Raw genomic sequence first — 16195 nt, 5'->3', positions numbered from 1 at the left:
TTAGGAAATGATTTCATCTAAAAAAAGTAAATTTAATATTTTTTTATTTTTACCTTATTTTTTTATTATTTTATTTTTAGTTTTAATACCTATTTTTATTACTTTTTTTGATTCTATTCAAAAGTATAATAATAAAAATCTTTTTAAAATTTTTTTAACTTTTGAATATTATCGTAATTTTTATTCTAATATTACCTTTGTTTATGTTTTGCTCAGATCGATTTCTATATCAATTATAGCTACTTTTTTTATTATTATTTTGACTTATCCTTTAGCTTATATAGTTTCGAGAATGAATATTTTAACTCAATCTATTTTAATTTTATTAATTAATGGAACAATTTGGATTAATATAATTTTAAAAACACAAGCTTTAGTACAAATTTTTTCTTTAATAGAAAAATTTTTTTCAATTCGTTTATTAGAAAGTAATACAGCTATGTTTATTGGTTTTATATATTTGTTTTTTCCTTATATGTTTTTATCTATTTATATTAGTATTTCAAAAATAGATTCCAATTTAATTGATTCAGCTAAAGATTTAGGAGCCAATGAAAAACAAATTTTTAAAAAAATTATTTTACCTCTTTCTTTGCCTGGTTTAATGACAGGAATATCATTGGTTATTTTGCAAATTGTCACAAATATTGTAGTTCCTAAGTATTTAGGACCTACTACCGTTATTGTTATTAGTGAATTAATCGAAAACAAAGTTTTTTTGAATGGGGATATAAAAAGTGCATGCGCTATTGCTGTAAATTTATCTTTATTAATGTTTTGTATTTTAGCATTTTTTAAAAGGAATCATTATAATAGTCATGAATTTAACGATGAAAAATAAGAAATATTTCTGCTATATTTATTTATTTTTAACTTTACTTTTTATTTATTTACCTATTATATCATTGATTATTTTTTCATTTAACGAGAACGAAGGAAGAATTTCATCTTTAGTTCATTTTGACAAATTTGGTTTTAAATGGTATTTAAAAATTTTTAAAGATGAAGCTATTATTTCTGCTATTGGTGTTACTTTACGTATAGCTATTTTATCTACTTTTTTTTCTACTATTATTGGAACTTTAGCTGCTGTTTCTTTAATGAATTATAAAAAAAAATGGAAGAAATTAATTTTAAATACTAATCAGTTTTCTATGATTATACCAGAAATTATTAATGCTTTATCTTTATTTGTTTTATTTAGTTTTATCGGATTAGACAATAGTTTTATTCGAATGTTATTAGCTCATATTTCTTTTAGTGTTCCTTATGTTTTGTTTTCTGTTTATACTAAATGTTGTAATTTAGATATTGATTTTTTAGAAGCAGCTTATGATTTAGGTGCTACTCCTTTCCAAACTTTTATTAAAGTTATTTTGCCGCAATTAAAAAATGCTATGTTAACTAGTGCTGGTATTGTTTTTGCTTTATCTTTTGATGATTTTATAATTTCTTATTTTGTGGGAGGTTCGGATTATCAAAATATATCTGCTTATATTTATAGTTTAAAAGGCACTATTAATCCTACTATTAATGCTCTTTCATCAATTTTAATTTTATTTGTTTTATTTAAAATTGTTTTAGATTATAAAAAATTAAGAAGAGATTATTATTAAATTATGAACAAAAAAATCTTTTTTTCTCTTATTTTTTTGAGTATATCATTTTCGTTATTTTATAATAAATATAAAAAGAATATTATTTTTGATAAAAAAGTTATTTTGTTTTTTAATTGGGGTGAATATATTGATCCTAATATTATTGAAAAATATAACAAACAATCTTCTCGTTTTGTTATTAAATCTAGTTTTTTTTCTTCTAATGAATTAGCTATTAATAAAATTAAATCAGGCAATAAGTATGATATTGCTATTTTAAGTGAATACGCAATAGAACAATTAAAAGATGATTTTTTAGAAACTATTATTTTTGAAAAAATAACAGAAAATACTAACAAAACAAAAAAGTTTCAAGATTTGATTAGCCGATATTCTAAATTTGACTCTACTTTATCTATTCCTTATTTTTGGGGGAAAATAGGACTTTTATATAATAAAAAAAAGGTTAATAAAGATCAAATAGTTCAATGGAGAAATTTAGTAAAAGATGATCATTATAGAATAGCTTTATATAATAATTCTTTTGAAGGTATTTTTATAGGATTAAAAGCTATAAACGGAGATATTAGTGGTAATAACGAAGAAGACATAAAAAAAGCTCAAAATTGGTTATTACAATTAAAAAAACAAAATAGTAATTTATCTTTTGTTACAGATCAAATTTTAGATTATATGAGAATTCCAAATGAAGAACGTTATGATATTAGTTTAGTTTATTCAGGAGATGCTAGGTTTTTAATGAAACAAAATCCTAATTTAGAATATTATGATTTTTCACAAGAAGAAAATGATGATAATAAAGGAAGTAATATTTGGTTAGATAGTTTAGTTTTGCTTAAAGGTAGTTCTCAAGAAGGAGCTTATGATTTTATTAATTTTTTATTAAAAAAAGAAAATATTGAGCAAAATATTATTTTTACTCAATATGATTCTCCTTATATAGATTTTTGGCAAAAAAAAAATTCTCCACTTAATTTAAATATAAATTCATATGATTCTTTTTATTATTTTAATGAAAAAAATAAAAAAAAAATTACTGATGCTTGGAATTATGTTTATTCTTTTCCAAGACCTCAAGATAATTATTTATTTTTATTTAGTTTTTTGATTTTATTATTATTTTTATTTATAAATTTTTTTCTATGAAAAAATATTAAATATTTTTTTAGATAGTTGTTTTTTCATTTATAACTAAAAATATATTTTTAGTTATGTATATTAATGATAATTTATATTATTTTAAAAAATATATGAATTAATTAAAATTTGGTGTGGGTAATGAGATTTGAACTCATAAGAGAAAATAATTCTCACATGCCCCTCAAACATGCGCGTATACCTATTCCGCCATACCCACAAAATAATATAAAAGAATATTAATAAAAAAAAATTAACTAAAAAAAATTTAAATATTAATTTTTAATATTCATCTAAAAGAAAGATATATAAAAAATTGGATGTTTTTTCATTTTCTATTTTTTCTATTTCTAAATTTTTATAATATTTTTCTAAAAAAAATTCTATTTCTTTTAAATTATTTTTAATAAAATCATTTTTTTTATAAAAAATAGTTAAAAATTTACTTTTATTATTTATAATTTTTTTTAATAATTTTTGTACTAAAGAAAGTAAATTTGTATCATAATTTTTTTCTTTTTCAAAAATAGCTACAAATTTTTTTTCTTCATCTAATTTTTGTTTTGTATTTGTATCATGAATATTGTCTAAAATTTGAATAATTTTATTTTTTTTGATATTTTTATTCATATTTTTTAAATTAACTTCAAAATCTAATTTTGGATCATATGCTAAAAGAGCATTATAAACTTGTCCTATATTATTAGTTTCTAAAATTTTAATATTATGAACAGGATTATTTTTTTTTAATTTTAAAATTGTTTTTAATGTTTTTTCATTATTAGGTAATATAATTAAATTATTCATTTCTTCTTGTTTTATTATTTTTTGAAAAAATTTTATAGTAGGATTTTCTTGATTGATTATATAGTCTACTTGTAAATCTTTAAAAATTTTTCTAATATTTTTATCTGAAGTTATTGTTATTAAAAAAAACTTTTGTTCTTTTTTTTTAGAAAAAATTTTTTTTTGTTCTTGCATATTATCAATTTTGCTTTTGATTAAAGAACCATATTGTAATAAATCACTTAAAATATATCCTGGTTTATTGGTATGAATATGAATTTTTAGCAAATTATCTTTTTTTATTAAAATTAAAGAATCTCCAATTTTGTTTTGAGAAAATTCTTTTTGTTTGTTTTTTAAGTTAAAATTATCTTTTTTTATTTTAAAAATAAATTCTGTGCAATAATTATATTTAATATTTTTTATATCTTCATTATCAATATTCAAACTATGTCTTTTATTTGAAAAATTAAGATAATTTTGCAAAGATGAAACTTTTTTTATTTCTTTTTTATCCTTAGTTAATAAATTATTATCTAAATATAAAACTATTCCTTCTAAAAAAGATACAAAACCAGCTCCACCACTATCTACTACATTTGATTTTTTTAAAATTGGTAACAGTGTAGGAGTATTTTCTAGAGAAATTTTTGCATATTGAAATAATTTTTGTAAAGTTTCTTTAATAGTTTTTAATTTGGTTTTAATTTTAATTGTTTTTTCTATTGATTCTCTTAAAACAGTTAAAATAGTCCCTTCTACTGGTTTTATAACTGAATTATATGCTTTTTGATAACCATAAGCTAAAGAATCAATAAATTCACTAATATTTATGTTTTTTTTTTGTAATTTATTAATTTTATCATAAATACCTGAAAAAAATTGAGATAAGATAACTCCTGAATTACCTTTAGAACCAAATAATAAAGCATCTGATAAAACTTTAGTAACTTTGATAATGGATTTATCTTTTATTTTTTTAAGTTTTTCTACTCCTTTCATCATAGTTAATTGCATATTTGTCCCTGTATCTCCATCAGGAATAGGAAAAACATTTAAATTATTTATTTCTTGATATTTATTTTTTAAATTAATGGTGCCTTTTATAAACATTTTTTTAAATAAATTTCCATCTATAGTTTTATGTTTTTCTATCATTTCCATTATTTAACCAAATCTTTCATTTATTTATTTTTTATGTGAAATCCAAAACTTTATAATTATATTTTTATCTTTTAGATAAATATTATGTAAATTCAAATTAATAAATTTTATTAAATAATTTTTTTTAATAAAATAATGTATAAAATACAAAAATTTATGTTTAATGAAAATTAATTATAAATTTTCTTTAGTTTAAAATTTCAATTATAGAAAATAATTTATTTTAATAATAAAAATATTTTTTTTAATATTAATATAATGATTTTATGTATTTTTACTTTTTTTGAGTTTTTTAAAAAAAGTTTTTATTTTTTTATTTTATATTTAATTTTAGATAAAAATTTTTTTAGCAAATCAAACCATATTATAATAATAGTTTAATTATAAATTATTTATAAGTAAGTTTATATAAAGATTATAACAGATTAATTATCTTTTATTATAAAACAAAATTGTTTTATTTTTTAATTATTTTTCTAATGATTTTATTATATTTATAATAAAAAAATTATAAGCAATAAAAAAATTTTTTTTATAATTGATTTATTATAAAATGTTTTATTTTTCAATATTTTATATTTTATGGATGATTTTTGAAAAAAATTTTTTAATTAAACTTTACTTTTATAATACTTTTATAATTTTTTTTTAATCTATATATAAAATAGTTATTGTGTTTTTTTTAATTTTTCTATTAAATTTCTATAAAAAATTGCTTTTTCAAAATTTAATTCTTTAGCGGATTTTTTCATTAATTTATGAATTTTATTTATATCATATATTTTTTGATTATTATTTTTTTTGCTTAATGTTTTGTTTTTATCAATAATAATATCATTTTCTTTTTTTATTTTTTTCTTAAGTGGAGTAGGAAAAACATTATTTTTTTTATTATATTCTATTTGTATTTTTCTACGACGATTTGTTTCTTGGATAGCAGCATTCATAGCATAAGTAATTTTATCAGCGTACATAATAACTTTACCATTTATATTTCTGGCTGCTCGACCAATAGTTTGGATTAAACTTGACTCATTTCTTAAAAAACCTTGTTTATCAGCATCTAAAATAACTACTAAAGAAACTTCTGGCAGATCTAAACCTTCTCTTAGTAAATTAACCCCAATAAGACAATCATAAATTCCTAATCTTAACTGTTTTAAGATTTTTAATCTTTCTAAAGATTGTATTTCGCTATGTAAAAAAGCTGTTTTAATACCTAATTCTTTGAAATGATTTGTTAAATCTTCGCTCATATTAATAGTTATGGTGGTAATTAATATTCTTTCTTTTTTTTTAATTGTTTTTTTAATTTCAAAATATAAATTTTCTATTTGATTTTTTGTTGAACGAATTTCAATTATAGGGTCTAAGAGATAAGTCGGTCTGATAATTTGTTCTATTATGGGTATTTTTTTGTTGAGTTCATATTGCCCTGGCGTAGCAGATAAATAAATAAGTTTATCTATTTTTTTTTCGAATTCTTCGAGTTTTAAAGGCCTATTATCTAAAGAACTTGGTAAACGAAACCCATATTTAACAAGATTTTTTTTTCTAGATCGATCTCCTAAATACATTCCTTTTATTTGAGGAATAGTGACATGAGATTCATCAATAATTGTTAAAAAATCTTTATTAAAATAATCAATTAAAGTTGTAGGGCATTCATTTTCTTTTTTCAAAGCTAAATGTCTAGAATAGTTTTCAATACCATTGCAATAACCTAATTCTTGCAACATTTCTAAATCATAATTTGTTCTCATTTTGATTCTTTGGATTTCTAAAAATTGTTTTTTTTCTTCAAAATATAAGATATGTTCTTTTAATTCTTGCTTAATTTTTTTAATACTTTTGGTTAATTTATCTTTATCTGCAACATAAAGAGAACTAGGAAATATAGTAACGGAAGGACAACTTTCTAAAATAAAATTAGTTATTAAATCAAATATTTTAATTTCTTCTATTTCATTATCGAAAAAAATAATACGTATACCTTTCTTATTTTGTGAAGAAAGAACAATTTCTAAAATATCTCCTCGAATTCTAAAATTACCTCTTTTTAATTCAATATTATTTCGTTGATATTGCATTTCTATTAGTTGATTAATTAAATCTTTTAAACAATATCTTCTCCCTACTTTTAAAAAAATAAGAGATTTTTTATAATTACTAATATCTCCAATGCCATAAATACAAGATACTGAAGATACAATAATAACTTTTTTGTTATTTTCAGCTAAAGAATTAACAGCATGATGACGTAATTGATCTATTTTTTCATTAATGGAAGAATCTTTTTCGATATAAGTGTCATGAGATGCAATATATGCTTCTGGTTGATAATAATCAAAATAAGAAATAAAATACGATACCTTATTTACAGGAAACATTTCTTTTAACTCATTATATATTTGTCCAGCTAAAGTTTTATTATGAACTATAATCAAGGTATTTTTGTTTAATTTAGCAATAATATTAGCTATAGTGAATGTTTTACCAGTCCCTGTTGCACCTAAAATGATTTGTTCTTTGATCCCATTTTTAAAATTAAATAATAATTTTTTAATAGCTTGTGGTTGATCTCCGCTTGGTAAAAATATTTTTTTTAATTTAAATTTATCCATAATATTTTTTTGATTTAATTTTTAAAATTTTTTTCTAAAATTTTTTTTAAATATTGACCTGTATAACTTTTAATATTTTTACTAATTTCTTCAGGAGTTCCTTTAGCTATAATTTGTCCTCCATTAATTCCTCCTTCAGGTCCTAAATCTATAATATAATCTGCATTTTTCATAATATCTAAATTATGTTCTATTATAATAATAGTTGCTTTTTTTTTTACTATTTTGTGCATAATATTTATTAATTTTTTAATATCTTCTGAGTGAAGTCCGGTGGTTGGTTCATCTAAAATATATAAAGTATCAGATGTAATTTTTTTATGTAATTCTTTTGCTAATTTCATTCTTTGAGCTTCTCCGCCCGAAAGTGTATTGGAACATTGTCCTAATTTTATATATTCTAACCCTACATCCTTTAATACTTGAAGATATTTTTTTATTTTTAGGTGATTTTTGAAAAAATCCCAGGCTGTTTCTATATTCATGTTTAAAATATCTGCAATGTTTTTTTCTTTATATTTAATTTCTAGTATTTCATTATTAAATTTTTTTCCTTTGCATTTTTGACATTTTATAAAAACATCTGGTAAAAAATACATAGATATTTTTTTAATACCTTCACCTAAACAATATTCACATCTTCCGCTTTTTACATTAAAAGAAAAATGACTATTTGTGTATCCTCTTATTTTAGATTCTTTAAGTCCAGCAAATAAATTCCTAATATGATTAAAAAGACCTATATAAGTTACTGGATTACTTCTTGAAGTTTTACCGATAGAAGACTGTGAAATTTCTATAATTTGATTGATTGAATGAGAATGATCAATGACTATGTTTTTATTTGATTTTATATTATAATCTGTTTTTTTTTTAAATTTTTTTAATAAAATTTCGTTAATTAAAGTTGATTTTCCAGAACCAGAAACACCTGTTATAACAATAAAAATGCCTAACGGTAAATCTATATTAATATTTTTTAAATTATTTAAACAAGCATTTTTTATTTGGATAACTTTATTTTTATCAAAACTATTTCGTTGTGTAGGAATATCTATTTTTTTTTCTCCAGATAGATATTTACCTGTTATACTATATGGATTTTTTATTATTTCTTCAATAGTACCATGAGCTATTATTTCTCCTCCTTTGTTACCTGCTAATGGACCTATATCAATTAAATAATCAGCTGATAATATTGTTTTATGATCATGTTCTACTATTAAAAGTGTATTACCTAATTTTTTTATTTTTTTTAAAGAAATAATTAAGTTATCATTATCTTTTGGATGTAATCCAATAGAAGGTTCATCTAAAGTATATAAAATACCTGTAATTTTAGAACCAATTTGTTTTGCTAATCTAATTCTTTGTGATTCGCCCCCTGATAAACTATCACTATTTCTATCTAAAGATAAATAACCTAAACCAATGTTTTTCAGAAAATTTAATCTATATAAAATTTCTTTAATTGCTAAAGAAATAATTTTTTCTTCTTCTTCGTTAAGTTTTAAATTATGAAAAAAAAATAATAATTCTTCTATAGAAAGTTTAGTTAATTCATAAATATTTTTGTTATTAATTTTAAACAATAAAGCTTTTTCATTTATTCTGGAACCTAAACATTTTTCACATTTTTTTTCTAACATAAAACTTTTTAGCCAAAAAATCATAAAATTATTAGGATTTAATTTTTTTATAAAATATTCTAAAATAGGAATAATACCCTTAAAATTATTTTGATTTTCATTTTGATTATCTCCATATAACAATATTTTTAGTAAATCAGGATTTATTTTTTTTAAAGCTATATTCATATCAATTTTATAAAATTGACAAATTTTTTTTAAATTAATAAATTGATTGAAATTATTTTTATATTTTCTGAATGGAATAATACTTTCTTCGTTGATAGATTTGTCTAAATCAAGAATTAATTTTTTATCAAATTTATTTTGCGAACCTATTCCTTTACATAAAGAACAAGCACCTATGTTTGTGTTAAAAGAAAATAAACGTATATCTTTTTTTGGTATTTTAAAATCAAAATCATTATCCGAATAAGAACGATTAATTTTTAAAATTTCTGCATCATTAATAAATAAAAAAATTTTTTCTTTAATCAAAGAAAGAGATAATTTTAAAGATTGATAAATTCTTTGTTTCATATTTAAGTTTAGTTTGAAACGATCAATAATTACAAAAATATCATGATGTTTATTTTGGTTTAGTTTTATTGAAGAATCATTATCTAAAGAAAATATTTTTTGATTAATCATTAATCTATTAAACCCTTTTTGGATTAATTTTTTAATAGTTTCTTTATGTGTTCCTTTTTTTTGTTCAATGATAGGTGATAAAATTAAAATTTTACTATTGATTTTTAATTTACAAATATCTTCTGTTATTTTTTCTATACTTTTAATTTTGATAGGTTTATTTGTTGAAGGATTATAAGGTATTGAAATATTAGTATAAATTAATCTTATGTAGTCATATATTTCTGTGATTGTTCCAACAGTAGATCTAGGATTTTTAGCTATATTTTTTTGTGCTATACTGATAGCTGGACATAATCCTTCTATTTGATCAACATCTGGTTTTTCAAAATTACCTAAAAATTGACGAGAATAAGTGCTTAATGATTCCATATATCTTCTTTTTCCTTCTTGATATAAAGTATCAAAAACTAAAGAAGATTTACCAGAACCTGATAATCCAGTTACTACGATAAACTTAAATTTAGGAATTTTTAAGTTAATATTTTTTAAATTATTAACTCTTGCGCCTTTAATAGTAATAAATTTATTTATATTCACAAATTTTTAACCTTTTTTAATCTTTCTTTTTGATAAAAAAATATATTTTTTTATTTTTTTAATATTTTTTTTATTTTTTCTAAAATATTACATGGAATTTTTAATTTTTTAAATTCTTCACAAGAAGCTTGTTTAATTTCTGTAATATTATTAAATTTTTCTAATATTTTTTTATATCTTATTTTTCCTAAACCTTTGATTTTTAATAAAAGAGTGTTAAAATCTTCTTTTTTTTTGGTTTTTTGATGAAATTTAATGGTAAAATTATGAACTTCTTTGCTTAATTTTGATAAAAATTTAAATAATTCACTTTTTTTATCTAAAAAAATTTCTTTTTTATTTAAAATTAATGATTCCAATTGATGTTTTTTATTTTTTTTAAGTGCTCCTAATTTAATATTTACATTCATTTTTTTGAGAATTTTTAAAGCAGTATTAAATTGTGCTAATCCACCATCTACTAAAATTAAATCAGGCAATATCTTTGTTGTTTTTAAAATTTTTTTATAACGTTTTTGGATAATATTTCGGAAAGCTTCGAAATCGTTTTTTATTTTTTTGTTTAATAAAAATTTTATATATTTTTTTTTTTCAAATTTAAAATTTTTAAAAACAATCATACTAGATACAAAAGATTGTCCAAATAAATGAGCGTTATCAAAAATTTCAATATAATTAATTTCTTTTTCTACAATTTCAGATAATTTTATCAAATTATTTTGAATAATTTGATATTTAGATTGATAAATTAAATTGTATTTTAATAAATTTTCTTGAGCATTTTTTAATGCTAATTGATATAATTTAAATTTAACATTTTTGGTAGGTATACACACTTTAATATTTAATAATTTTCTAATATTATTTTTTTCTTTTTTTAATTCTTGTCCTACAATAATTTCTTTAGGTATTATTTTTTTTTGATAATAAAAATTTAAATAGGTTAGTATGTTACTTGTAACTGAACTAACGTATGTAAAAACTATTTGATCTTTATCTAAAATATTTCCATTATTCATTTGTAAAATATAGATAGATATTTCATTTTGATTAGAATCAAAAGCAATAATATCATAATTTTTATTTTTTTTTAAATCAATAAATTGTTTTTCTAATATTTTTTTTAGATTAATCAAAATATTTTTATATTTGTCAGCTTTTTCAAATTCTAAGTTATCACTTGCTAGCAACATTTTTTTTTTTATTTTTTTAAAAATTTGATAATTTTTTCCTTTGAAAAAATTTACTATAGCGTTAATATTTTCTTGATAATTAACTTTTTTTTGACAGCAAGGACCTATACATTGTTTTATATGGTAATAAAAACAAGGTTTTTTTTCAAGAGGATGACATTTTCTTAAAGGATAAATTTGATACAAAATATTGATTATTTGTTTTAAAATTTCTTTTTGATTAGGGAATGGTCCGAAAATATTTTTATTTGGAGGTAATTTTTTGTATCTGGATATTTTTAGTCTAGGGTGTTTTTCATTAGTTATTTCAATATAAGGGTAAGTTTTATCATCTATTAATTTAAAATTATATTTAGGTGTGTATTTTTTAATTAAATTAGATTCTAATATAAGAGCTTCTAACTCATTATTAGTTAAAATATAAGATAAATTATTAATTTCGGAAATTAACAAATTTGTTTTTTTATTTTTTTCTTTTGGAGAAAAATAGTTTTCAATTCTTTTTTTTAAATTTTTGGATTTTCCTATATATATAATAACATTATTTTGGTTTTTAAATAAATAACATCCTGGAGAATTAGGTAAATTTTTTATTTTTTTTAATAACATTTTTTTAATAAACCTTTTATAAAAAATAAATTTTAATTATTTTTATTAAAAAAAATTATAAACTTAAATTTATAATTTGGAATTTTATAATTAAAATTTTTGGTTAATAATTTTTTTATTAGTTATTTTTATTTTGAAATTAATTTTTTTAAATTTAAAATTTTTATTAAACATATATTTTGTTTATTTTATATTAACTAATAATTTTTATTTTTTTATTAAATATATATTTTTATTTTTAATAAAAAATTTTTGATAAAAAAATAATGTTAAATAATAAGTTTAAAATTTTTTTAAAAGAATATATTAATTATATAATGTATAATAAAAATGATTGTTTTATGTTCATTTATTATTGTTATTTAAAATGATTAAAAATTTATCAAAGAAAGGTTTTTGATATAGAAAATGAGCAAATGTTATATAACTGGAAAAAGTACTTTATTTGGGAATAAACGAAGTCATGCGATGAATGCTACAAGAAGAAAATGGAAATCCAATTTACATAAGATTCGTATTTTAGATAAAAGAGGAAAGATTTGTAAAATTTATGTTTCTGCTCGTGCATTGAAGAAAAATGAATTTAGAAGGGTTTAAAATTTGTTGATTTTATTAAAAAAATTATTTAAAAAAAATTAAAAAAATTAAATAGTGAAAAATATTTATCTATTTGTAAACTAATTATATAATTTTTTTAATTATTTTGAATTATTTTTGTTTTAATATAATAAAAAAACTAATATATGAAAAAATTGTAATTAATTTTATTATATAATATAATAGAAATTATTTTTTACATAATGAAATTTTTAAAATATCTGAAAATTCATAGTAAATAATATTTTATTATTTTTTATTATTTTAAGAATGTAAAAATTAATATATCAAAGATTATTATACTATAAAGAAAGATTGTTGAATATGTTTCGATTAAAAAAAATTAACAAGAATTATGTTACTAAAATATCTAAAAATAATGTACATGCTTTGAAAGATTTTTCTCTTAATTTACCTAAAAAAGGATTAATTTTTATTTTAGGAGAATCGGGATCTGGAAAAACTACTTTATTTAATATTTTAGCTGGTATTGAAGATAAATATTCAGGTGAAGTTTTTGTTGCTAATAATTCTATTACTAAATTAAATTTAAAATCTTTAGATCATTATAGAAACGGAATGATTGGATTTATTTTTCAAGAATGTTATTTAATTAATGATTTAAATGTTATAGAAAACATTAATTTATCTTTTGTTTTACAAGGTCAAAAACCAAATGAACAATTAGTGGATAAATTATTATCTGAGTTTGGTTTAGATTATTCTTTTAAAAATAGAAGGATAAGTGAACTTTCAGGTGGTCAAAAACAAAGAATTTCTATTATTCGTGGTTTAGTAAAAAATTGTAAAATTATTTTTGCAGATGAACCTACTTCTAATTTAGATAATTTGACAAGTTTGAAAATTTTTAATAAATTTAAAGAATTATCTAAAGAAAAATTAGTTATTGTTATATCGCATGATGAACAAAATGCTTATAAATATGCAGATCGTATTATTAAAATGAAATATGGTGTGATGGAAGTTGATATTTCTCGTATCAAAGATAAAAAAGATGTTCAGTTAGAATCAAAAGAAAATGAAATTGCAGTTGGTACTGTTATTACTCCTGAGATATTAGAAAAAATAAAATCTAATCAATTTAATCAAGATTATATTCAACAAAAAGAAATACAAAACAAAAATTTTGTTGCTACTAAACTTTCAAAATTAGAAAATATTTCTTTTGTAGATGATGATTTTAGAATTTCAAAAAGTTATTTAAGTTTTCTTTTTCGTTGGAAAATAGCTTTTAAATCTTTATGGCTTAAAAAAAAATTTTTATTTTTTGTTTTAGTTACTTCTTGTCTAGCGTTATCACTAAATATTATTACTTTAGGATTTGGCGTATCTAAATATGCTTTTTATAATAACAAAAATATTTTGTATTCTTTTTATTTATATTTTAAAAGTTGGATAGCAGATGAAAAAAAAGTAGGTTGTGTAATATTATTTATTTTGTTTATTTTTCCTGTGTTTATGATTTTTCTTTATTTCAACGCTTGCATACGTTTGAAAAAAAAAGAAATAGGGACTTTACGACTTTTAGGTTGTAATACTTTTAATGTTATTAAGATTTTTTTGTTAGAAGCTTTTATTTTTGCTTTTATTCTTGTAACTATAACATCCATTTTCCTTTTTTTTATGTTTAATCATTTTTTTGATGTAAATATTTTCACATTTTTAGATATGTCAAAAATATCATCTAGTTCAATATCGATGTTATTAAAATCTAAATATCCACAAAATAAAGATCAATATTATCGTTTTTTAAGGTTTTATACCTTATTTTTTCATCCATATTTTGTTGTTTCTTGTATGATGAGAAATATAACTTTTTTTTCTTATTTAGCATTTTTTTCTATTTTAATTTCATTTGTTGCTATGCTTATTCCAACTTTTTTTACTTGTCGAAAAAGAATTTTAAATTTATTAGAATAATTTTTTAAATTTTGAAAATATTTTTTTTATAAAAAATGTTTAATTTTTATATAATAGCTATATAAATAAATAATATATATTATATATGGTTATTATTTTTTTATATGGATCTATTTCAAAAATAGTTTTAAAAACTTTTTTTATTAATATATTAATAAAAATTCATTTTAATTATAAAATATAAAATAACGAATAAGATAAAATAAATAAAAATATACGATTATTTAAAAGTATGAAAGTATTAATTAAAATTAAAAAAATATAAAATAACAATATTATAAAATAAAATAATATATTTTTAAAAAAATAAAATGTAATATTATAAATCTTTTTACATATAATTTATTTTTTTTAATTTTATTGTTGCTTTGATTAACAATTGACTATTTATTTTTAAATTGACTTAAATTTAAAATAATTTGATATAAAAAAATAATTTTGTCAGAATGTAAATAAAATAGTAATAATTAAATTTTTTAAATTTTTTTCAATTCTTTTAAAAATAGAATTATAACATTATGATTATATTTTGTATTATAAATATTTCAATTATTTTTTTTAAACAAAATATTGTTTGTTTAAAAAAATAAAATGATTAATATAGTAAATTTTCAATTTAATAAAACAACATAATTTATTATATTTTCTATTATTTTTTCATTATTTGTTATATATTATAATGAATATTTTAAAATGTTTAATATGTTTAATTAATAAAAAAATAAAATACTTATAAGTAATATTTATTATTATTATTTAGAAGTTTTTTTAAAGTTAAAAAGTTTTTAAATACATTTTTTAGTTTTTTTATTATATTTTTATTAAATTGTTCATTGTGTTATTTTTTTAATTTAAATAAAATAAAATTGTTATATAAAATTTTATCCATTATAAAATAATTATCTAATATTATTTTCAATTATCTCAAAATTTGATGAACAGGTTTTATTCCAGGAGATTGTTCTATTATAGCAGAATAAATTTGTCTGATAATATTTTCATCTAATAGATAATGTTTTAATATAGATGAGCAGGAACTTTCTAATGTTTTAGCGGCAATGTTTCCGTATATATGTTTATAATATTTGTTATTAGATTATTATTAAAATAATGTTTATTTTCTACTAAATTATTTATGGCTTTTATGATTTTTAATGAATCTTTGTTTAATTTGCTTAAAAAAATTTTTTAGAATCATTTAAGATTTTGTATTGTTATTGTTTAGGTTAAATTATTTATTTTTGCGAATATAAATATATTATTTTAGATAGTGTTTCCATAAACTAATTCATTTAAAAAATCTTTATATTGGTTCATTATTAATTTGTTATTTTCTTCTGTTTTGTTTTGGTTATTTATTATTAAATTAACTTCTTCTATTGAGTTATTGTCAATTTCTTGTTATTTTGATGATATTAAAATATCTTTATTTTTTTTCATCATAAAAACCAAAAATTTTATTTTTATCTAAATAGTGATTCATTAATAAAAAAATAAAACTAAAATTATTTTTAAATATAATAATTTATTAAAAATAAACAAACTATTTTTAGATTTGAACATAATAATATTATTTATAACCTTTTTTTTTCAAAATAATATATTATCTTAAAATTATTAAAGCAAAATAATCTTATCATTTGTATTTATAAAAATAACTAAAAAATAAATAATATTTTTTTTAAAATTTTTTTTATGTTGATAAT

9 protein-coding genes and 1 tRNA gene are annotated in these 16195 nt (G+C 18.4%); 5 read left to right on the top strand and 5 right to left on the bottom strand.

Translation table 11 applies throughout. The annotated features are described in order from the left end of the window. Nucleotides 1-7: 7 nt before the first annotated feature. From DH96_RS01000 to DH96_RS00990, 3 genes are read left to right on the top strand one after another with little or no spacing between them, the layout of a single operon-like run. Nucleotides 8-841, top strand: a complete 834-nt coding sequence (locus DH96_RS01000) for an ABC transporter permease (RefSeq protein ID WP_066540128.1) — start codon at nucleotides 8-10, stop codon at nucleotides 839-841. Beyond that, the gene (locus DH96_RS00995; RefSeq protein WP_102135024.1) at nucleotides 831-1616 is read left to right on the top strand and encodes an ABC transporter permease; all 786 of its coding nucleotides are present in this window, start codon (nucleotides 831-833) and stop codon (nucleotides 1614-1616) included. Before DH96_RS01000 ends, DH96_RS00995 begins: the two co-directional genes overlap by 11 nt. A gap of 3 nt (nucleotides 1617-1619) precedes the next feature. After that, on the top strand, nucleotides 1620-2765 hold the full coding sequence (locus DH96_RS00990) for an extracellular solute-binding protein (RefSeq protein WP_066540117.1): 1146 nt from the start codon (nucleotides 1620-1622) through the stop codon (nucleotides 2763-2765). 121 nt (nucleotides 2766-2886) lie between these two features. Here DH96_RS00990 and DH96_RS00985 read toward each other — a convergent pair. The 5 genes from DH96_RS00985 to uvrC form a co-directional block, all read right to left on the bottom strand. Next, nucleotides 2887-2976: transfer RNA gene (locus DH96_RS00985), tRNA-Leu, on the bottom strand. 62 nt (nucleotides 2977-3038) lie between these two features. After that, nucleotides 3039-4706 carry a DAK2 domain-containing protein gene (locus DH96_RS00980; RefSeq protein ID WP_066540114.1) on the bottom strand — a complete coding sequence of 556 codons (1668 nt, stop codon included), beginning with the start codon at nucleotides 4704-4706 and terminating at the stop codon, nucleotides 3039-3041. A gap of 668 nt (nucleotides 4707-5374) precedes the next feature. Further along, nucleotides 5375-7330, bottom strand: coding sequence for an excinuclease ABC subunit UvrB (gene uvrB / locus DH96_RS00975; RefSeq protein WP_066540112.1), 1956 nt, complete (start codon nucleotides 7328-7330; stop codon nucleotides 5375-5377). Between the two features lie 14 nt (nucleotides 7331-7344). After that, nucleotides 7345-10149 carry an excinuclease ABC subunit UvrA gene (gene uvrA / locus DH96_RS00970; RefSeq protein ID WP_066540103.1) on the bottom strand — a complete coding sequence of 935 codons (2805 nt, stop codon included), beginning with the start codon at nucleotides 10147-10149 and terminating at the stop codon, nucleotides 7345-7347. 50 nt (nucleotides 10150-10199) lie between these two features. Then, nucleotides 10200-11951 (bottom strand): excinuclease ABC subunit UvrC, encoded by a 1752-nt coding sequence (uvrC, locus tag DH96_RS00965; protein ID WP_066540100.1) that lies wholly within the window; start codon nucleotides 11949-11951, stop codon nucleotides 10200-10202. Between the two features lie 408 nt (nucleotides 11952-12359). Between uvrC and rpmB the strand changes: the two genes are divergently transcribed. Beyond that, nucleotides 12360-12548, top strand: a complete 189-nt coding sequence (gene rpmB / locus DH96_RS00960; protein WP_066540097.1) for a 50S ribosomal protein L28 — start codon at nucleotides 12360-12362, stop codon at nucleotides 12546-12548. A 324-nt stretch (nucleotides 12549-12872) separates the two neighbouring features. Beyond that, nucleotides 12873-14489 carry an ABC transporter ATP-binding protein/permease gene (locus tag DH96_RS00955; RefSeq protein ID WP_066540092.1) on the top strand — a complete coding sequence of 539 codons (1617 nt, stop codon included), beginning with the start codon at nucleotides 12873-12875 and terminating at the stop codon, nucleotides 14487-14489. The last annotated feature ends 1706 nt before the right edge of the window (nucleotides 14490-16195 follow it).

The sequence above is a fragment of the Candidatus Phytoplasma oryzae genome, from assembly GCF_003263355.1.
In the GTDB taxonomy this organism is placed as follows: Bacteria; Bacillota_I; Bacilli_A; order Acholeplasmatales; family Acholeplasmataceae; genus Phytoplasma; species Phytoplasma oryzae_B.
Note: the sequence above shows the minus strand (reverse complement) of the source record. Positions and strands in the feature narration are given on the sequence as shown.

Bases quoted from the DNA above. Each gene is read 5' to 3' on its own strand.
- DH96_RS00995 (WP_102135024.1), top strand. From the start codon at position 831: ATGAAAAATAAGAAATATTTCTGCTATATTTATTTATTTTTAACTTTA.
- uvrB (WP_066540112.1), bottom strand. From the start codon at position 7,330: ATGGATAAATTTAAATTAAAAAAAATATTTTTACCAAGCGGAGATCAA.
- uvrC (WP_066540100.1), bottom strand. From the start codon at position 11,951: ATGTTATTAAAAAAAATAAAAAATTTACCTAATTCTCCAGGATGTTAT.
- DH96_RS00990 (WP_066540117.1), top strand. From the start codon at position 1,620: ATGAACAAAAAAATCTTTTTTTCTCTTATTTTTTTGAGTATATCATTT.
- DH96_RS00980 (WP_066540114.1), bottom strand. From the start codon at position 4,706: ATGGAAATGATAGAAAAACATAAAACTATAGATGGAAATTTATTTAAA.
- DH96_RS00955 (WP_066540092.1), top strand. From the start codon at position 12,873: ATGTTTCGATTAAAAAAAATTAACAAGAATTATGTTACTAAAATATCT.
- DH96_RS01000 (WP_066540128.1), top strand. From the start codon at position 8: ATGATTTCATCTAAAAAAAGTAAATTTAATATTTTTTTATTTTTACCT.
- rpmB (WP_066540097.1), top strand. From the start codon at position 12,360: ATGAGCAAATGTTATATAACTGGAAAAAGTACTTTATTTGGGAATAAA.